The organism is Chryseobacterium sp. UNC8MFCol (genome assembly GCF_000482305.1).
GTDB lineage: Bacteria > Bacteroidota > Bacteroidia > Flavobacteriales > Weeksellaceae > Chryseobacterium > Chryseobacterium indologenes.
Window position 1 is genome coordinate 634,702 of the sequence record NZ_KI535290.1, and the last position, 18,217, is coordinate 652,918.

At 37.1% G+C, this 18,217-nt stretch carries 17 protein-coding genes and 1 other RNA gene; 9 read left to right on the top strand and 9 right to left on the bottom strand.

The window, feature by feature from the left end; translation table 11 throughout:
- Window positions 1-133: 133 nt before the first annotated feature.
- Window positions 134-3,319, bottom strand: a complete 3,186-nt coding sequence (locus M030_RS0117235; protein ID WP_027374639.1) for a TonB-dependent receptor — start codon at window positions 3,317-3,319, stop codon at window positions 134-136.
- A gap of 419 nt (window positions 3,320-3,738) precedes the next feature.
- Between M030_RS0117235 and M030_RS25620 the strand changes: the two genes are divergently transcribed.
- Window positions 3,739-3,897: a hypothetical protein gene (locus M030_RS25620; RefSeq protein WP_155860269.1), complete on the top strand. Its 159-nt coding sequence runs from the start codon at window positions 3,739-3,741 to the stop codon at window positions 3,895-3,897.
- Between the two features lie 134 nt (window positions 3,898-4,031).
- Window positions 4,032-4,922, top strand: coding sequence for a DUF72 domain-containing protein (locus tag M030_RS0117250; RefSeq protein ID WP_027374640.1), 891 nt, complete (start codon window positions 4,032-4,034; stop codon window positions 4,920-4,922).
- 222 nt (window positions 4,923-5,144) lie between these two features.
- Here M030_RS0117250 and M030_RS0117255 read toward each other — a convergent pair whose 3' ends face one another.
- The 7 genes from M030_RS0117255 to M030_RS0117285 all read right to left on the bottom strand — a co-directional run bounded on the left by M030_RS0117255 (window position 5,145) and on the right by M030_RS0117285 (window position 11,976).
- Entirely contained in the window at window positions 5,145-5,738 is a 594-nt protein-coding gene (locus M030_RS0117255; RefSeq protein WP_027374641.1) for a hypothetical protein, read from the bottom strand.
- 37 nt (window positions 5,739-5,775) lie between these two features.
- Window positions 5,776-6,420 (bottom strand): HD domain-containing protein, encoded by a 645-nt coding sequence (locus M030_RS0117260; protein WP_027374642.1) that lies wholly within the window; start codon window positions 6,418-6,420, stop codon window positions 5,776-5,778.
- Complete coding sequence (locus tag M030_RS0117265; RefSeq protein ID WP_027374643.1) at window positions 6,417-7,262, bottom strand: alpha/beta fold hydrolase; 846 nt, start codon at window positions 7,260-7,262, stop codon at window positions 6,417-6,419. Before M030_RS0117265 ends, M030_RS0117260 begins: the two co-directional genes overlap by 4 nt.
- Window positions 7,263-7,351: 89 nt before the next feature.
- The gene (locus M030_RS0117270; RefSeq protein ID WP_027374644.1) at window positions 7,352-8,242 is read right to left on the bottom strand and encodes a ribokinase; all 891 of its coding nucleotides are present in this window, start codon (window positions 8,240-8,242) and stop codon (window positions 7,352-7,354) included.
- A 68-nt stretch (window positions 8,243-8,310) separates the two neighbouring features.
- Window positions 8,311-8,946, bottom strand: coding sequence for a DUF4241 domain-containing protein (locus M030_RS0117275; protein ID WP_027374645.1), 636 nt, complete (start codon window positions 8,944-8,946; stop codon window positions 8,311-8,313).
- Between the two features lie 194 nt (window positions 8,947-9,140).
- Entirely contained in the window at window positions 9,141-9,287 is a 147-nt protein-coding gene (locus tag M030_RS0117280; RefSeq protein ID WP_155860270.1) for a hypothetical protein, read from the bottom strand.
- Window positions 9,288-9,360: 73 nt separating this feature from the next.
- Window positions 9,361-11,976: a valine--tRNA ligase gene (locus M030_RS0117285; protein WP_027374647.1), complete on the bottom strand. Its 2,616-nt coding sequence runs from the start codon at window positions 11,974-11,976 to the stop codon at window positions 9,361-9,363.
- A 128-nt stretch (window positions 11,977-12,104) separates the two neighbouring features.
- Here M030_RS0117285 and M030_RS0117290 point away from each other — a divergent pair, with 128 nt between their 5' ends.
- The 4 genes from M030_RS0117290 (at window position 12,105) to M030_RS0117305 (ending at window position 14,803) form a co-directional block, all read left to right on the top strand.
- A complete protein-coding gene (locus tag M030_RS0117290) occupies window positions 12,105-12,569 on the top strand; it encodes a DUF1573 domain-containing protein (protein ID WP_027374648.1) in 465 nt (154 codons plus the stop codon).
- 257 nt (window positions 12,570-12,826) lie between these two features.
- Window positions 12,827-13,699, top strand: coding sequence for a polyphosphate kinase 2 family protein (locus M030_RS0117295; RefSeq protein WP_027374649.1), 873 nt, complete (start codon window positions 12,827-12,829; stop codon window positions 13,697-13,699).
- Window positions 13,700-13,846: 147 nt separating this feature from the next.
- Window positions 13,847-14,224 (top strand): hypothetical protein, encoded by a 378-nt coding sequence (locus tag M030_RS0117300; protein ID WP_027374650.1) that lies wholly within the window; start codon window positions 13,847-13,849, stop codon window positions 14,222-14,224.
- Window positions 14,225-14,278: 54 nt separating this feature from the next.
- On the top strand, window positions 14,279-14,803 hold the full coding sequence (locus M030_RS0117305) for a hypothetical protein (protein ID WP_027374651.1): 525 nt from the start codon (window positions 14,279-14,281) through the stop codon (window positions 14,801-14,803).
- A 58-nt stretch (window positions 14,804-14,861) separates the two neighbouring features.
- Here the strand turns inward: M030_RS0117305 and rnpB are convergent.
- Window positions 14,862-15,185: RNase P RNA component class A (gene rnpB, locus M030_RS25050), an RNA gene on the bottom strand.
- Window positions 15,186-15,369: 184 nt separating this feature from the next.
- Here rnpB and M030_RS0117310 point away from each other — a divergent pair.
- The 3 genes from M030_RS0117310 to M030_RS0117320 are packed head-to-tail and all read left to right on the top strand — an operon-like array spanning window position 15,370 to window position 18,213.
- The gene (locus tag M030_RS0117310) at window positions 15,370-15,861 is read left to right on the top strand and encodes an RNA polymerase sigma factor (protein WP_027374652.1); all 492 of its coding nucleotides are present in this window, start codon (window positions 15,370-15,372) and stop codon (window positions 15,859-15,861) included.
- Complete coding sequence (locus tag M030_RS0117315; protein WP_027374653.1) at window positions 15,854-16,528, top strand: hypothetical protein; 675 nt, start codon at window positions 15,854-15,856, stop codon at window positions 16,526-16,528. Before M030_RS0117310 ends, M030_RS0117315 begins: the two co-directional genes overlap by 8 nt.
- A gap of 59 nt (window positions 16,529-16,587) precedes the next feature.
- A complete protein-coding gene (locus M030_RS0117320) occupies window positions 16,588-18,213 on the top strand; it encodes an AMP-binding protein (RefSeq protein WP_027374654.1) in 1,626 nt (541 codons plus the stop codon).
- The last annotated feature ends 4 nt before the right edge of the window (window positions 18,214-18,217 follow it).

Genomic DNA, 18,217 nt, shown 5'->3' on the forward strand with positions numbered 1-18,217 from the left:
GGCCGGCTTTATCCCTAAGAAAATTGTACTACTTTTACAGTTACCAGGATAAAAAATTATTGCCATAGAAAAGGCCCGGAAAGAAAATCCGGACCTTGAAAAAGAATTATATCGAAGTAAAGTAAATAAAGTATTAAAAATTATATCTTATCCCCAGCTGCGCCTGGAATCTGGAGGCAAACTGATCGATAGTATATGGCAATCCCGGTGTTTTAAAGTTATAGGTAGGATCACCCGCTGATGGTTGACCTGCAGCTACGTTTCCTACTTTAGTCAATCCTACACTTGCCGTAGAGTTGAATGTATTAGGTACAAAATACACTTTTCCCCAGTCTTTATTCAGCAGGTTGGTAAAGTTGATAATACTTAACGAAATCTGTAGTGTATTTTTAGATTTTTCACTCAATTTGATTTCGTCCATTATTCTGATATCAGCCTGAATATTCCAAGGGGTAACATCTCCGTTTCTCTCGGTAAATTTTCCTCTTCTGGATTTTAAATAATCATTATTGTTGACAAAATTTTCATAATCAGCAATCTGTTGCTGGGCACTTACCAAAACATTTCCTGTTCCGTCTTTGATGGGAACGATGTATTTGGCTGCTTCAGCGGCATCTTTAAAAATATAAGACAGACCTGCCGCTTGTCCCGTATTAGCAATGGTACTGTTGACAAATCCCCACGTGAAAGGATTTCCTGATTGTGCATTGAAATATACATTGGTGTACAACCTGTTCGATTTAGAAATATTAAAGGCATATCCCAGATTTGCCACTACCCTGTTTTTGATGGCAAAGTTGGAAGTTGTCAGCTTAGGATCATTAGGAGTTAATGACTGGTTCATTTGCCAGTTGCTTTCCATAGAGTTTCTGATCCCGTTGGTAATATCTTTAGCATCCCCATAGGTATACGCAACAAAGAAATTGAATCCGAAGTTATATGATTTTGACAACTGCGCTGTCAGGTTATAGCGGTATCCTTCTTTTGTATTGGACAGGAGGTAAGCATTAGAAAACTTACTGTTGATATTGGTGGTATAGATCGGCATCTCATGATTCACATCATAGCTGTAATAGGTCACATTATCCGTTTTATTAACCTGCTGGAATTTTAAGTCGTACAGTACTTTTGTATAAATTCCTTCCAAAGTAAATTTATATCCTTGTAAGTTATAATCAAATGCAAGGGAACTTCTCCATACTCTCGGCATTTTAAAATTATTATCAATAAGGTCTACCTGTACCTTGGAAGAATTCTGCCAGTTCGCAAAATTGGAACCTATCAGCGGGTCTCCGTTGGCAGCAATCTGAGCAGCTGTGGGTGCATTATAATCGTAGCTTCCAAAACCTACCCCGTCATTGTAATACGCATATCCAAGCCATGCAAATGGAATTCTTCCTACAAAAATACCCGAGCCACCTCTCAGAACCATTGATCTGTCTTCGGTAACATCAATGGTAAACCCTAGTCTTGGAGAGATAGTCGGTTTATTAAGATACGTATTGGTTAACTGGCTTAAGGGCGTATAGGTATAAGTGTTCCCAAAATTAGGATCTTGTGGAGAATTGTTTACCAACGGGCTCAGCTGCGGTTTATTAGGCAAATCGGTATAATCTACCCTGATTCCCGGAGAAAGTCTTACCCTTCCCCAATTGATCTCATCCTGCAGGTATAATGAAAGGAGATTGACTTTATACTGGGCATAAGGATTATCAAAAAGAGTCTGTCTGCTGTCTCCGTTAAAAGGATAGGTTCCTCTTATTCTGGAAGGAGTACCGTTATAAAAATCATTCAAACTTTTATAAGATATTCTTCCGTTTAAAGCATTGACAAAACCGTAATTGATATTATACAGTTCATTATGAGTTCCCAATAAGAAAGTATGGTTTCCTGTTTTATAAGTAAGGTTGTCGGTAATTTCGAATGTTTTCTGTTTCATGTTGAAAACAGTTGCTTCCCTGTCATTACCCAACAGAATAGTTCCGCCGTTATAACTGATTTCGACCTGCGGAAACATCGCATTTCCTGAGGTAGGATCTCTGTAATCATGAATAGAAGAATACCCTGCCACAAAACTATTGCTCCATTTATCATTGAAACGGCTTTTCAACTCAAGTGTGGTAGTAGACGCAGTATTTTTCTGGACGAAATCCATACTGGCAAATCTGAAATTGGCGCCATCCCTTTCCAGGTTGGAAGCCTGGGAAAATACTGTATTATTTTTAATGGATAAGGTATGTTTATCATTAATTTTCCAATCTAACTTGTTGAAAAGCTTGGCGCTTTCAGAGAAATTATTGTACTGATTAAAACTACCAACGTTAAAGCCATATTTGTTTTGTACAAAATCTGAAATCTGTTGTGCTACGGTCTGGTTTACCAATGCATTGGGATCACTGGCGTTATAAAAAACAGGATCTGTTCTCTTTGTATATTCGAGATTGGTAAATAAAAACACCTTGTCTCTCACCACCGGCAAGCCAACTCTTCCACCATAGATAAAATCTGAGAAATCCTTGGGCATTTTTGAATGATCTCCTACCCTGTTATTCCCGGTAATCACAGCATTCCTTCCGTACACATACATAGATCCCGTAATATCATTACTTCCGCTTCTGGTCACCGCGTTGATACTTCCTCCGAGAAAATTTCCCAGCTTTACGTCATAAGGAGCAATATAAACCTGTACATCCTGAATAGCATCCAGACTTATCGAGTTGGAGCGCGTACTGCTACCAGGCATCCCGGAGGTTCCCGTCTGCCCTCCTAACGAAGGACTGAACCCAATGGCATCATTATTTATAGAACCATCAATCGTAACATTATTATAACGGAAATTTGTTCCGTTAAAAGAGTTATTGGCGCTCTGAGGCACCAATTTGGTAACATCCTGAATCCCCCTGTTGATATTAGGAAGCCCTGATATCTGAGCCTGAGTGATTCCCACACCATTCTTTACCGCAGTCTTTTTAGATGTTATTTTCACTTCATCGATTGTCTTTTCCTTACTCCCCAAATCTACCAAAGGTAGATCGTTATTTCCTAAAGACAGCTGTAAATTGGTATTTTCATAGATCACCTTTGAACCATCCAGGACCTCGATCTTGTAAGGACCACCCGGCTGAAGGTTATCCAGACTAAACTGTCCTTTACTGTTACTTTTCGTCTCAAAAGTACTATTGGTAGGCACGTGTACTACCTTTACAGTGACTTCAGACGAAATCCCCTTTAATCTTCCAAAAATTTTAGAACTGGTTTCCTGTGAAAATGCAAACCCAAACGATAATAAGGCAAAAGCACAGATCAATTTTTTCTTCATATTTTTTATTACTAAAACCTGCCGTAAAAGTAGATGTACTAAATATGAAGTGTGGTAACATAAAATTAATATTATGTAACAGGATGTTTAACATTTCCTTAAAAAAAACTTAATATCAATACCAGAGGAGTTTTCGACATTTTTTCCCACATATTTATTACCATTGGCATCTTTACCGCTGATCAACCAGCTGAATACCTCTCCTAGCGGTAATGTAAGAAATGTCTTTTTAATAATTGTCCCCAGATTACTCACCTCAACTTTTCCGGTTCATCACAATTGCAGGGAGTTTCGTTATGGAATATGGCGAATTTCACATGCGTGAACTTAAGAAACGGCTCAACGGAAGATTTAGTTGATTTTAACAATAATAACTCCGGCTTATCGGTTTGTGTGGATGACAGATAGATGAGGTTCAGATGATGTATCCTGATATCACATTTACGACCAACTGTAGGGAAAGCACACGGGCCCTCACACCGGGAATCACAGGAAAGAAAATCCGTTTTTTTCCCAACGCTGTAAAAGATATTCTTTTTGTGAACGCAGATTCTCCTATACAGGGTTATAACAAATAAAAATCAGGTTACAGAAAAAATCATCACAAAATAAAAAGACTTAATACAATTGTTTTCGATAAAAATCATAGAACTTTCTATGATTTTTTTGGTTTATATTTGTGTTTATTGTTTAACACTACAAAATTACAGATATGAAATTCGGACAAGTAGAAGACCCGTCAAAAATAGATTTTACCCTACCCAAAGATCATTCTAAAACCAAAGAAATTTTAAACCTTAATAAAAAAGGTCTTGAAAATATCTCTATCGGATGTGCCAAGTGGAATAAAACGGATCTTAAAGGTTTTTATCCTAAAGGAACCAAAGATGAACTGACCTATTATGCAACTCAATTCAACTCTATTGAACTGAATGCTACTTTCTACGGAATGCCAACCCCGGATCAGGTCAAAACATGGAAGGAAAAAACTCCGGAGAATTTCAAATTTTTCCCCAAAATCACCAATACGGTTTCTCATTTCAGAAGGTTAATTGACGTGACAGATCCGGTTACCCATTTTGCATCGGCTGTCATGAATTTCGATGAAAAACTGGGAATGGCTTTTCTTCAGCTTCATGATAACTTTAAACCCAAAGATTATGACAGGCTGGAAAAATTTGTAAAAGAATGGCCTAAGGAAGTTCCGCTAGCTATAGAACTCAGAAATACCGAATGGTTTACTGACGAAGAAATTCTCAATACAACATGTGAACTTTTCGAAGCCCATCATATTACCAACATCATTGTAGATACAGCGGGAAGAAGAGATATGCTGCATATGCGCCTTACGACTCCCAATGCGTTTATCAGGTATGTAGGAGCTAATGCAGAGAGTGACTATGAAAGGCTGGATGATTGGCTGAAACACCTCACCCAATGGAAAAAGCAAGGGCTTCAGAATCTTTATTTCTTTGTACACCAGAATATCGAAAAAGCGTCACCGCTGTTATCAGCTTACTTTATCAAAAAATTGAACGAGGAATGGAAAACAGATTTGCATATTCCACAAATGGCTACGGAAAACACCGGTACACTTTTTTAATACAAAATAGAAAATTATCTAAAAAAGATAATCAAACCGATTTTAAACTGTTGATTTTACAGTAAAAAATCCTTTTCACATCAAAAAAACATACATTAGGCATGATAAGGCTGTCCGGAAGACTGCAAAGAACAGATGATGCTGATCCTGAATTATCATTAACGCAATACAGCCAATGGGTAAGATATCATCTCTTACCCATTGATTTTTTATCTTATATCACTATTTGTTTTTTCTCAGAAGCAATACCAGATTAAGAAATAAAAGCAGAAAATCGAGGGTAATCCAGATTCCCAGTTTTGTATTCTCATAATTATATGCATCGACTTGTTTTTTGGCAGCGTCAGAAAGTTTCATACTCTGGTTGATATAATTCTGTACTTCTACAATCTGATCAATATTCTTGTTGGGAACTGCATGCTGCGAAAAGTAGACGAGGTTCTTTTTGCCGAGATAGCCGACGATCCAGTACTCATCAGACTTATCCATTTTCAGATATTCTACTCTATAATATTCCGGGCGTATTTTACCAATATGTTTAGGAATAAGTGTAGTACTTTTATCCACCTTATCTACATTGATGAGATAAAAATCAAGGGCCTGAGGAAGTTTGTTCACCACCTGAAGTCCTACAGAATTATCCACAAATGCAACAGCACTTTTTTTGATAAACCAATACGCAAAAAACGAGATTGAAAAAACAAGCGTCAGGATCCGAAACAATTTTGCCCATTTTGCTATCCTTCCCGATTTAACCTTATATAAAATCAGGGAAAGCACACAAGTCCAAAAGATAACAACGATGAAAAATTCCATACGGCAAAGATACTGATTTCAGAATTGAGTGGGAAGATTAATCTACATTCCACTCTTTATAAAACTGATCGAGGAAATTCAGCATATAGTCATGCCTTTCTTCCGCCATTTTTTTTCCATGCTCTGTATTCATAAGATTTTTCAGAAGCAATAATTTTTCGTAGAAATGGTTGATCGTAGTACCATTAGACTTTTTATATTGTTCCTTGGACATATTCAGGTCAGGCTTCGCTGCAGGGTCATACATCGGATTGTTTTTAAACCCTCCAAAATTAAACGTTCTGGCAATTCCGATAGCTCCAATGGCATCAATTCGGTCTGCATCCTGTACAATCTGAAGTTCAATAGGCGGATTTACCGGAGCCTGATCTCTGTTTTTAAATGAAATATTTTCAATGACAAACAAAACCTTTTCGATGGTTTCATTGGTTACATTCTGCTTTTCAAGAAACTCGCGGGATATTTTTGGGGCTATAGTTTCGTCACCATTGTGAAATTTAGGATCGGCAATATCGTGAAGAAGTGCAGATAATTCTACCACATCTTTGTCGCAATTTTCTGTTTCGGCAATTTTTCGGGCCAGCTTCCACACTCTTTCAATATGAAACCAGTCATGTCCTGCTTCTGCGCCTTCCAGTTTTTCTTTTACAAATTCTACCGTGTTGTTAATCGTACTTTTCATTTATCTATCAGTTCATTTAAAATAATATCCCAAAGTTTGTGGTTATAACTTCTAAAAAAATTAACGTGGCCGATCTCTTTTTTCACAGATTCCGAGGTTTTTATAAGTCTGTAGGTAGGTTTCAGATTAGGATAGGTATTGTTCAGTAAGCTGAGCACTCCCTTTTCTGTAAGCCATACATCATCTTCGGCACGAATTACAAATACTTTTTGTGTCAAATTTTTAGAATAATCATCAATTTTTTCCAACAGCCTGTTGGTTGATTTCTTGTTTAAAATTAAGGTTCTCCAGTCATATGCACAATTTTTTGGAAGACTTTCTCCAAGTCCAAACCAATTTGCCGGGAAATATCCTAACAATGAAGTAGTTAACGGCTGAACGATTCCAAAGCCCAGATAAGCTTCAATTTTGGTTCTCAATTTCAGGTTTCCTACGAAAGCATTCTGTGTACCTACAAAAATAAATTCATCGAACATTTCGGAATCCTTGTTCATTCCTAAAATCAATGCTCCTACAGAATGGCCAAGGCAATATTTTTTATAATCGGGAAATTCTGTTCTGATATATTGAGTTACGGCTTTATAATCTCTGGATCCCCAAATCCTCATAGACCCGTGGAACCCCCTCATATCCTTCGGCTTCGAGAGTCCGATTCCCCGGTAGTCATAAGTAATCACAGTAAAGCCCTGTTGAGAAAAATAGCTGGCGAAAGAAAAATACACCTGTTGCTTTACTCCTGTTGCAGAGTTAATCAGCAGGAATTTACCGTTACTTTTTTCTGGCCGGAAAAGATGAACGGCTAATAATGCATGATCTTCTGTGGTAAGTATTAGTTTTTCCATATCTTAAAAGAAAATGTCCACTATAAAAGTGAACATTTTAGGTATATTTTTATGTTAAGTTTTAAACTTTTGATATGCCGTAAATAGCTTTAAGAAAGGAAATCTGAGATTCTGGGCAGCCCTGTCTGAGATCCTTTTCCTCTGGAAACCCTTGACGAAACTTCATTTCCGAATTTCACACAATCTTCAATGGTATTCCCATGGCAGAGTGCTATTGCAAATCCTGAAGTAAATGCGTCTCCCATTCCCATTTTATAAACGGTTTCATCTTTATCATTTCTGTAATACTTCATCTCTGTACCGTCAAAATAGATCGTTGAATTGGTATCATCCCTTACAAACACCTTGTTGAAGTATTTGGTAAGAACTTCTTCTCTTTTCTCTTGCCCAAAGATGATATACAGTTCGCTGCTTTTTGCTACAATAAAATCAACATTGGCTAAAACATCATCACTGACCCTCATCGCAGGAGAAGCATACAAACCTACTTTTTTACCATGTCTTTTGGCTTTTTTAACGGTGTATTCCACTACCTCCATCGATACTTCAAGCTGCACGAGAACAAGATCAGCACTGTAAAAATACTTATCCGCTTCGTCAATATGAGATTTATTAAGATATTTATTGGCTGCAGGCACCACCACAATCGCGGCATTTCCGTTGCTGGTTGTCACATATGCCGTTCCTGTCGCTTCTTTATCCGTTTCATGAACAAAACCCACATTGACATTCTCGCTCACAAGGTTTCTCATGATCTGTTGCCCCAGAGGATCCATTCCTACACAGCCTATGAAATAAACACTCGCTCCGAGCCTTGATGTACCTACTGCCTGATTTGCTCCTTTTCCTCCGAAATAGCTATCTGAATTTACAGCTAAAACGGTTTCATTCGGTAAGGGAAGCTTTTCTGTTTCCAGGACAAGATCTATCGAAGAACTGCCTACAACAATAATTTTGGGTTGTTCTGATGAGAAATTCATTGTGTTTTTGACATTAGTTTTACAATTTATAATGAATGAAAATTCTGTATAAAAATAAATAATTTTACTTAACTAATTTCAATAAATTCAGTTATTATCTTCACGGGTGATTGATCTTTATCATAACCAATGTAGCTGGCATAGAATCCTTCACCGTATCCTGTCTCAAAAGCAAGTATAGTTCCGGGATGTGTTTCTGAAGGTTTTAAAAATGCGTACTGGTCAATCGCTCCGTTTTCATCAAAGAAATGTCCATGGAAAAATTCTTCATAAATTCCCATAAAATCTCCGCCTTTATTTTCGTATAACCTCTGCTCAAGGTCATTAAGACTCTGCTGTGTTTCTACATCCATAAAGCAGCCCATTCCACTTTCAACGGGATAACCAAAGACCTCTCCATCAGCCAGTTCTTTTATATTCTGCCCGTTGGTGGTTGCCAGTTTCCATTCTTTAATTTCAGAATGGCTAAAGATAATTTCGGCATAGGCCACACAATTGCTTTCCCTTTCTTTGTGTAGCGTCACAGAAAAATCCCCTTTCGGGAATTCGGTAGAAAACGGAATCATATCATTGGTGATCAGAGGATCACATGCAACCAGTTTCCCACTGGAAAGATAGATTTTCCCGATTTCAAAACTTTCCAATAAAGGACTTTCTACAAAGTCTTTTGAAAATAGTTTTTTTATGTTTTCTATATGTTTCATTGTATTATATTACTTATTCTCCGTGAAAGGTTAAACAACGCAGAAGGTATTCATCACGGTCAGAATAGCTTACTGACAATTCTTTGAATTGATCCCAATTATTTGTATCGCCCCTTTTCCCTTCTGTTCTGACCTTTCACCTGATTTTCAAACCCAAGAGTTTGAATGATGTCATTAAATGCAATAAAAGAAGACTAGTTGAACCGGTCTTCTTTTATAGGTATCATTTTCAGGAAATTTACCTGATTGATATTGTACAAAATGGCTTCAATATCATGGGCAACTCCTGTATAATAGGAGTTGTTGGAACATCTTAAAATATATACGAAATTTTGTTTCATTTTTATTTCAAAAACAGGCTTTGACTCTGCCGCAGCCCGACATTCCAACAACTTCTTTAGTTATTGGGGTTATTTACAAACTTTTCAGTTTCTCTTCCAAAATTGCAATTTTATCAAGAGCATCTTTTTGTTTCTTACGCTCAACCTCAACAACTTCAGGTTTTGCATTGGCAACAAATTTTTCGTTGGAAAGTTTTTTGTCAACTGAAATTAAAAATCCTTTCAGATATTTTAATTCTTCTTCAGTTTTCGTTTTTTCTTCTCCTAAATCCAGGTTTTCACTCAAAGGAATTGACACTTCCGTAGCTCCTACCAGGAATGTAAAGCTTGGCTTATCCGTTTTCTGTCCGAAGTGGATTTCCGCAACATTGGCCAATTTTCTCACTACTGCTTCATTAGTAAATTCTGCAGCATTAGTATAAACTTCAACAGCCTCTCTTGGCGAAATCCCTTTTGTCTGACGATAGTTTCTTACTCCGGAAATCAATTCTTTTGAAATCTCAAAGTTTTTAATGACATCTTCATTAAAGCTGCCCGCCTCTTTTTGCTGAGCAATGACCAAAGCCTCATCCAACTTTCTTTCTGAAATCAGTTGCCAGATTTCTTCTGACTGGAAAGGCATGAACGGGTGAAGTAACTTCATCAGTTCTTCAAAGAAACCAATGGTTCTGTCATAAACTTCTTTAGAAATTCCTTCTCCATAATTCGGTTTGATAGCTTCAAGATACCATCCGCAAAAATCGTCCCAAATTAATTTATAAATCAGGTGTAAGGCATCAGAGATTCTAAATTTCTCAAACTGATCATTGATTTCAACAATCGTTTTATTCAATTTATTCTCAAACCATTCTATAGCCTGATTATCTGTAGCAACAGCCGGTTTGTCCTCATGATTCCACATATTGATCAAACGGAAAGCACTCCAGATCTTGGTCATGAAATTTCTTCCCTGAAGCATAAGATCTTCATCAAAAAGAAGGTCGTTTCCGGCAGCAGAGCTTAACAAAATACCCACACGTACTCCATCAGCCCCGTATTTTTCCATCAATTCGATAGGATCCGGAGAATTCCCTAAAGATTTTGACATCTTTCTTCTCTGCTTATCTCTTACAATCCCTGTAAAGTAAACATTTTTAAAAGGAACTTCTTTTTTATATTCTAATCCGGACATGATCATTCTCGCTACCCAGAAGAAAATAATATCCGGTGCCGTTACAAGATCAGAGGTCGGATAATAATACTGAATATCTTTGTTTTCAGGATCTAACAACCCTTCAAATACAGACATTGGCCACAACCATGCTGAGAACCATGTATCCAATGTATCCTGGTCCTGTCTTAAATCTTCTGGAGTCAGTTCCTGGTTTCCGGTTTTTTGTTTTGCCAATAGCAAAGCTTCTTCTGCGGTTTCTGCCACTACAAAATCATCATCTCCCGTTCCGTAGTAGAATGCAGGAATCTGTTGTCCCCACCATAGCTGACGGGAAATATTCCAGTCGCGGATGTTTTCCATCCAGTGTTTGTAGGTATTTTTGAATTTCTCAGGATAGAATTTTACCTCGTCATCCATTACAACATCCAACGCCGGTTTAGCGAGGTCAGACATTTTAAGGAACCACTGAACCGAAACCTTAGGTTCGATAACAGCTCCGGTTCTTTCTGATGTACCTACTTTATTGACGTAATCTTCTGCTTTTAATAAAAGATCTTTTTCTTCCAATTCTTTGGCAATCTGTTTTCTTACATCAAATCTGTTTTTTCCTGCATAGTGAAGGCCGTGCTCATTTAAATTTCCATCATCGTCTAAAGCATCAATCATTTTCAGCTGATGTTTTTGTCCGATCTCATAGTCATTGATATCGTGGGCCGGGGTAATTTTCAACGCACCTGTTCCGAATTCAATATCTACATATTCATCTTCAATAATAGGTACTACTCTGTTTACAATCGGAACGATTACATTTTTACCTTTCAGGTGCGCATATCTTTCATCATTAGGATTGATACAAACGGCGGTATCTCCGAAGATGGTTTCGGGACGTGTTGTCGCAACGGAAAGAAATTCTTCCGAACCTTCTATTTTATATTTCAGGAAATATAATTTTCCGTTTTGTTCTTTGAATATTACCTCTTCATCTGAAATATTGGTCTTTGCTTCAGGATCCCAGTTTACCATTCTGTATCCTCTGTAGATCATTCCTTTATTATAAAGATCCACAAAGCTTATAACAACCTGTTTTGAAAGGTTATCTTCCATGGTAAAGCGAGTTCTGTCCCAATCACAAGAACATCCCAGCTTTTTCAGCTGCTCAAGGATAGTTCCTCCATATTTATGAGTCCAGTCCCATGCATGTTGTAAAAACTCTTCACGGGTAATGTCTGACTTATTGATCCCTTCAGACTTCAACTTAGCAACAACTTTAGCTTCAGTAGCGATGGAAGCGTGATCTGTTCCCGGAACCCAGCAGGCATTGAAGCCGCGCATTCTTGCACGACGGACCAGAACATCCTGAATGGTATTATTCAACATATGGCCCATGTGTAAAATCCCCGTAACATTGGGTGGAGGAATTACCACGGTATATGGTGGTTTATCATTGGGTTCTGAATGGAAATACTTGTTTTCCAGCCAGTATTTGTACCATTTTTGTTCTGTTTCCTGTGGATTATATTTTTCTGAAATCTGCATAAATTCTATTTCTTTGGCTTACAATTTGCAAAAATAGTCTAAAGAAAAAAATTTTTAAGCATGAATTAAAATAATTTTTAACTTTGTTTCACAAAATTTATCTAACAAACATATTAACATTCAAGAATATGAAGAAATTAATCGCAGGAATTGCATTATTCGGAACATTTGCTCTGGCATCTGCACAAACTATTACGTTTGATAAAACTACTTTCGACTACGGTACTATTAAACCTGGTGCTGACGGTACAAGATTTTTTACAGTAACCAACACTGGTGATAAGCCTTTGATTATTTCAAATGTAAAACCTTCTTGCGGATGTACTACACCTGAATTTAGTCAGGATCCGATCATGCCTGGAAAATCAGCTAAGATCAAAGTAGGATACAATACTGCGCTTAACGGAGGATTCAACAAAATGATTGAAGTTTTCTCTAACGACCCTGCCAACAGCAGAAGCGTAATCTATATTAAAGGTAACGTAGATGCTAATGCTCCTGAAGCAAAAGTATTAACTCCTGCTGAGCAGAAAGAAGCTGCAAAAGCTGAGAAAAAAGCTGCAAAAATTGCTAAGAAAGCTGCTGCAAAGTAAGCTTTACTCAAAAAAATAAAAAAACCGTCTCTGAAGAGGCGGTTTTTTTATTATATTTATGTTTGATTAGATAGTGTAGAAGCAATAATACGTAGCAGGTATTCAAATTTTTCAACAACATTACCCAACGTTTTGACTGGAACCGGTTGATAGGTTGTACTTTATTCAGGCAGATAAAGCTCGCCTCTTTTGATATAACCACGCACAACGACAATATCTTTTAATCAATACTGAATCATTTAAATTTAAAAAAACATATGGACACCAATTTCACAAATGATTTTCGGGTACACGGAAAATTCTCAATCAAGAAAGCATCAACATCATACAAAGGAAAACTGACTAAAGAGGAAGGTACTGAACTATTGATCAAGGAGAAAGAAAAACTTCGTGAATTGCAGGAAAGATTGTATGCAGACGGAAGCCAGTCTCTGCTGGTTGTGCTTCAGGCAATGGATGCCGCAGGAAAAGACAGCATGATTGAACATGTTTTCGGAGGCGTTAATCCACAGGGTTGTAACGTTACCAGTTTTAAAACTCCCAGCTCAAAAGAATATTCCCATGATTTTTTATGGAGGCATTATCTGGCATTGCCCCAAAAAGGAATGATCGGAATTTTCAACCGGTCTCATTATGAAAGTGTATTGGTTTGCAAGGTACATCCGGAATATAATTTAAGTGAAAAAACCTGGTCTTCAGTAAAAGATTTTGATGATACATTCTGGGAAAACAGATATGAGAGCATCCGTAATTTTGAAAAACACCTTGCCCAAAACGGGACTACTGTTATCAAGATCTTCCTGAATGTATCGAAGGACGAGCAAAAGAAAAGATTGCTGGACAGAATTAAGGAGCCTGATAAAAACTGGAAATTTTCCACAGGAGATTTACCTGAACGGGCATTGTTTGATCAGTATATGAAAGCGTATGAAACGGCAATTAATGAAACTTCAAAAGATCATGCTCCGTGGTATGTACTTCCCGCTGATAATAAATGGTTTGCAAGGGTTGCCGCTGTTCAGATTATCATTGATGCTTTAGAAAAAATGAACCTAAAATATCCGCAACTTTCGGACAAAGACAAACAAGGGCTTATTGATGCTAAAAATACTCTTGAAAGCGAACAATAAAATAATGTAGTATTTTTATACGTAATTGAATAAATAAGAATATTTTTAATTTAATAAATAAAAACAGTGAATAATTTAAATTAATCACTGTTTTTTTATATATTTATCACAAGTGATTTTCACTTTCAATTATAAAAACTTTTACCTATGAAAAAATACCTATCGGTAGCTGCATTAAGCCTTATTGGCTTAATCTCCTGCAGTAACGAACAAAACATTCTTACCAGTGTAGAAAGTATGAAAACTCCCGAAGTAGAAGCTTTTGACAAGGCTTTCAAAAGTTTGGGAGATCCCAAAAACCAACCTACAGCTGAAGAAAAACAAGGAAATTCTGTTGAATTAAGTGACAGAAGAAAAGAAATCATCCTTCCGTCCTCAAAAGCATTAATTGTCTCTACAGGTGTTTCGGAAGCGGAAATGAACAGAAAAACAGGAGGTGATAAAAATAAAATCATCGCCTGGGCACTTGATATTAGTTTCAAACAGAAAGAACAGATATACAAAACAGTAAAGATTGCTAACTAATCTTTAAGAGTTTCAATATCACTTTTTTATTCTCTCACATTTTAAATTATTATCATGAAAAAAATAACCCTGTTCATTTTCTTACTGGTGACAACCATTTGTTTTTCGCAAAGTAAAGTCTTTGTTGTTTATAATTATTCTGACCTTAAGCTTGAAGGACGATTAACCGCCTGTAACCCAACCAATTTCTATCCTGCTGTGACTGCCAATCCCGCTCCAGGAACTACAATATTTACAATACCTGCCAAACTGATGACGAAGATTTACTCATTGGATACTTCAGGAACTTCGATTGTACCAATATATGACTGGTCTGTAAGTACTTCTCCTCAGACCGGTGGCAGCTATAATTATACTGATCCTTACCTCACTACCATTATGCCTTATCTGGCCTGGGGTGCCTTTTCATTTAGAACTGTGGATAAGACGGGTGCTATCCGGGATTATTTCAATATGGGAAATCCAAATGTATATCCCTCCACAGTTTATACTAATCAGGTTGGCCAAAATATGCCCAATATCACTGTGGAATGGGTAGAATATGCAGATTATATAGCTTTAAGCGTATATCAAAACTAAAAAAAATAAGCGGAGAACATTCTCCGCTTTATTTTTGATATTAAATACAGTCTACAAAATCACGAGAAAATCTATAAGCCGGATTTTGTACTTCTGAAGAAGCGCCTGTTATTTATCTACGTTTTACATTACTGCAAAACTTGAGCTGATTACCCCTCGGCTTTCAGGACGAGCCGCCCCTATTTCCATTACTGAAAAGAACCGATATACTTATCATTGCACCGCAAAGAGTTTACCTGGTTTCACTACAGCCGAACTGTACCTGCTTTCTGTTGCACTTGTCCTACCCTCACGGGTGACGGATGTTATCCGCTTTGCTGCTCTATGGTGTCCGGACTTTCCTACCTCCCGTAAACGGGAAATCAACAGGCCGATTTTCTCGCGGATGCAAAGATACGTAAATTTCATGGTAAAACAGGTACACACACCTGAGAGCAATCTGATCTCAGCATTTTTATCTTCGGTTCGAAAGTCATTTTTATGCTCAGTTTTATCCTTTTAGGATTTTACGATTATAATTTTCACTAATTACCACATTATTATTATCTTCGTGCGATTATACATCTATGAATTCCAGGGAAAAAGAATTTGCGCAACTTATTAAAGATAATCAGGGCTTGATTATTAAAGTATCGCGCTTATATACCAATTCTCTTGAAGATGAAGAGGATCTTTTTCAGGAAATCGTATTACAGCTCTGGAGAAGTTATGATTCTTTTAAAGGAAATTCCAAAATTTCTACATGGATGTATCGTGTAGCGCTCAATACAGCCATTACTCTTTTTAGAAAAAAAAGCAAAAGCCTTCCCACGAATGAACTTGATATCAACCACAAGGATTTTGTGGAGGATGATGATGAGAAACAACAACAAATTTCGCTTTTGTATACTGTGATCAAGACTCTTCCTAATATAGAAAGAGCCATTGTCATGATGTATCTTGACGATCTGCCTTACAAGGATATTGCAGAAAACCTCGGTATCACTGAAGTCAATGCCCGCGTGAAAATGAACAGATTAAAGAAAACCCTTAAAGAACAGATGGAAAAATATGCCTGAATTTGATTTAGACAGTTTTAAAAAAACATGGCAGGAACAACCTGTTCAGCCTAAATATGACAACAGTGAGATTCTTCAGATGTTGAATCGAAAGTCGCGTAATTACGTAAAGTATATTTTCTGGATCAGTGTTGTAGAATTTTTATTCTTTTCCGTACTGGGATTGTTCTATTTTTTCCAGGAAGAAGAATCAGATAGTTTTCGCAAGGTACTGGAAAGATTGGGAGCACAGGAAGCGCCCGAGGTTGAAAACAATTTTGGCCATGTCTACCTGGCGATTAAAATACTAAGCTTACTCATTACAGCATATTTTGTATTAAAATTTTATCAGAATTACCGGAGAATAAAGATCGAAGAAAATCTTAAGGGGCTTATTACAAGAATCATTAAATTCAAAAGAACAGTTAATGCCTTTATTTTGATCAGTATTGTACTTCTGCTTGCCTTTACCTTCGTACTGACAGCTTTTATATTTTATATTTTAGACACTCAGAATGTGCAGCCTAGCAACTCCAACCTTACCATTATCATTGTCGGGATTACCGTGAGTACATTTCTTGCTATATCGATGATCTGGCTGTATTACAGGCTGGTATACGGTACCATTATTAAAAAACTGGATAAAAATTTAAAGCAACTTAAGGAAATAGATTCTCAGGAAAATTAATATACGTAGGTTATAGTTCAAGATATATTCATTATTTTTATTCCACCAAATCTTACACTATGCCTTTATCTTATGTCTATGGAGCATCCGAGGTTCCATTATTAGGACAGACTATCGGAGCCAATCTTAAAAGTACAGTTGAAAAATACCCCCATCAGGAAGCATTAATCTGTGTTCATCAGGATTACAGGGCTACGTATCAGGAATTTTATAATCAGACAACTGCTGTCGCAAAAGCATTGATATTCTTAGGTGCAAAAGCCGGTGACCGGGTTGGAGTATGGTCTTCCAACCGTTACGAATGGGTACTTTTACAGTATGCAACGGCCAGGATTGGGACGATTTTAGTCAATATCAATCCCGCTTACCGTACGCATGAACTTACCTATGTTCTTAATCAGTCTGAAGTTCGTTTTATCTTTTCTTCTTTACATTTCAAAACCAGTAATTATAAAGAAATGGTAGAATATGCGAAAGAAGTATGCCCGAGCCTTGAACACGAAATTTTCTTTGATGATACCTGGGAAGATTTTGTAAATAACGGGCAGAATATTTCGGATGAAGTACTTCACAGTTTTGAAGAACATGTACAATTTGATGATCCTGTGAATATTCAGTATACTTCAGGCACTACGGGTTTTCCTAAAGGAGTAACACTTTCTCATCATAATATTTTAAATAACGGGTATTTTATCGGGATACGTTTACATTATACGGAAAAGGACAGGGTGTGCATTCCCGTACCTTTTTATCATTGTTTCGGAATGGTCATCGGGAATATATGCTGTACCGCTCACGGAGCCTGTATGGTAATCCCGAATGACAGTTTTGATCCGGATATCACCTTAAAGGTAGTCTCGGATGAAAAATGCACATCTTTATATGGTGTTCCTACTATGTTTATTGCTGAACTGGCTGTAAAAGATTTTGAAACCTATGATTTTTCAAGTTTAAGAACAGGAGTGATGGCAGGTTCAGTTTGTCCGCCAGAAATCATGAAGAAGGTGGAAAGCCTGATGAATATTAAAGAAATGAGCATCTGTTACGGAATGACGGAGACCTCTCCCGTCTCTACCCAGACTTTAATTGGAACTCCACTGGCCAAACAGGTAAGTACCGTAGGCACAGTACAGGATCACCTTGAGATAAAAATTGTTGATGAAAATGGCAGAATCCTGAAACGCGGGGAACATGGTGAACTTTGTACGAGGGGATATTCCGTTATGCTGAAATACTGGAATGACCCTGAAAACACAAAAAAAGTATTAGACCACGCGCGCTGGATGCATACAGGTGATCTGGCGGTAATGGATAAGGATGGCTATATTACCATTTCAGGAAGAATTAAGGACCTGATCATCCGCGGAGGAGAAAATATTTCCCCTAAAGAAATTGAAGATTTTTTATATACCTATACCCATATTCTGGATGTTCAGATCATAGGTATTCCCAGTGAAAAATTTGGAGAGGAAGTCATGGCATGGGTGAAGGTAAGAAAAGGATTTACCATTACTGAAGATGAATTGGTTGAATACTGCAAAGGAAAAATTGCCCATTATAAGGTTCCGAAATACTGGAAATTTGTAGATGAGTTTCCAATGACAATCTCAGGAAAGATAAGAAAAGTGGAAATGCGTGAAATTTCTATGAAAGAATTGGGTCTTGAAAATGCTAAAAATATATAACTAA

What these genes read in the sequence shown, in the direction of transcription:
- M030_RS0117235 (WP_027374639.1), bottom strand. Translation starts at nt 3,319, where the DNA reads ATGAAGAAAAAATTGATCTGTGCTTTTGCCTTATTATCGTTTGGGTTT.
- M030_RS25620 (WP_155860269.1), top strand. Translation starts at nt 3,739, where the DNA reads ATGATGTATCCTGATATCACATTTACGACCAACTGTAGGGAAAGCACA.
- M030_RS0117250 (WP_027374640.1), top strand. Translation starts at nt 4,032, where the DNA reads ATGAAATTCGGACAAGTAGAAGACCCGTCAAAAATAGATTTTACCCTA.
- M030_RS0117255 (WP_027374641.1), bottom strand. Translation starts at nt 5,738, where the DNA reads ATGGAATTTTTCATCGTTGTTATCTTTTGGACTTGTGTGCTTTCCCTG.
- M030_RS0117260 (WP_027374642.1), bottom strand. Translation starts at nt 6,420, where the DNA reads ATGAAAAGTACGATTAACAACACGGTAGAATTTGTAAAAGAAAAACTG.
- M030_RS0117265 (WP_027374643.1), bottom strand. Translation starts at nt 7,262, where the DNA reads ATGGAAAAACTAATACTTACCACAGAAGATCATGCATTATTAGCCGTT.
- M030_RS0117270 (WP_027374644.1), bottom strand. Translation starts at nt 8,242, where the DNA reads ATGAATTTCTCATCAGAACAACCCAAAATTATTGTTGTAGGCAGTTCT.
- M030_RS0117275 (WP_027374645.1), bottom strand. Translation starts at nt 8,946, where the DNA reads ATGAAACATATAGAAAACATAAAAAAACTATTTTCAAAAGACTTTGTA.
- M030_RS0117280 (WP_155860270.1), bottom strand. Translation starts at nt 9,287, where the DNA reads ATGAAACAAAATTTCGTATATATTTTAAGATGTTCCAACAACTCCTAT.
- M030_RS0117285 (WP_027374647.1), bottom strand. Translation starts at nt 11,976, where the DNA reads ATGCAGATTTCAGAAAAATATAATCCACAGGAAACAGAACAAAAATGG.
- M030_RS0117290 (WP_027374648.1), top strand. Translation starts at nt 12,105, where the DNA reads ATGAAGAAATTAATCGCAGGAATTGCATTATTCGGAACATTTGCTCTG.
- M030_RS0117295 (WP_027374649.1), top strand. Translation starts at nt 12,827, where the DNA reads ATGGACACCAATTTCACAAATGATTTTCGGGTACACGGAAAATTCTCA.
- M030_RS0117300 (WP_027374650.1), top strand. Translation starts at nt 13,847, where the DNA reads ATGAAAAAATACCTATCGGTAGCTGCATTAAGCCTTATTGGCTTAATC.
- M030_RS0117305 (WP_027374651.1), top strand. Translation starts at nt 14,279, where the DNA reads ATGAAAAAAATAACCCTGTTCATTTTCTTACTGGTGACAACCATTTGT.
- M030_RS0117310 (WP_027374652.1), top strand. Translation starts at nt 15,370, where the DNA reads ATGAATTCCAGGGAAAAAGAATTTGCGCAACTTATTAAAGATAATCAG.
- M030_RS0117315 (WP_027374653.1), top strand. Translation starts at nt 15,854, where the DNA reads ATGCCTGAATTTGATTTAGACAGTTTTAAAAAAACATGGCAGGAACAA.
- M030_RS0117320 (WP_027374654.1), top strand. Translation starts at nt 16,588, where the DNA reads ATGCCTTTATCTTATGTCTATGGAGCATCCGAGGTTCCATTATTAGGA.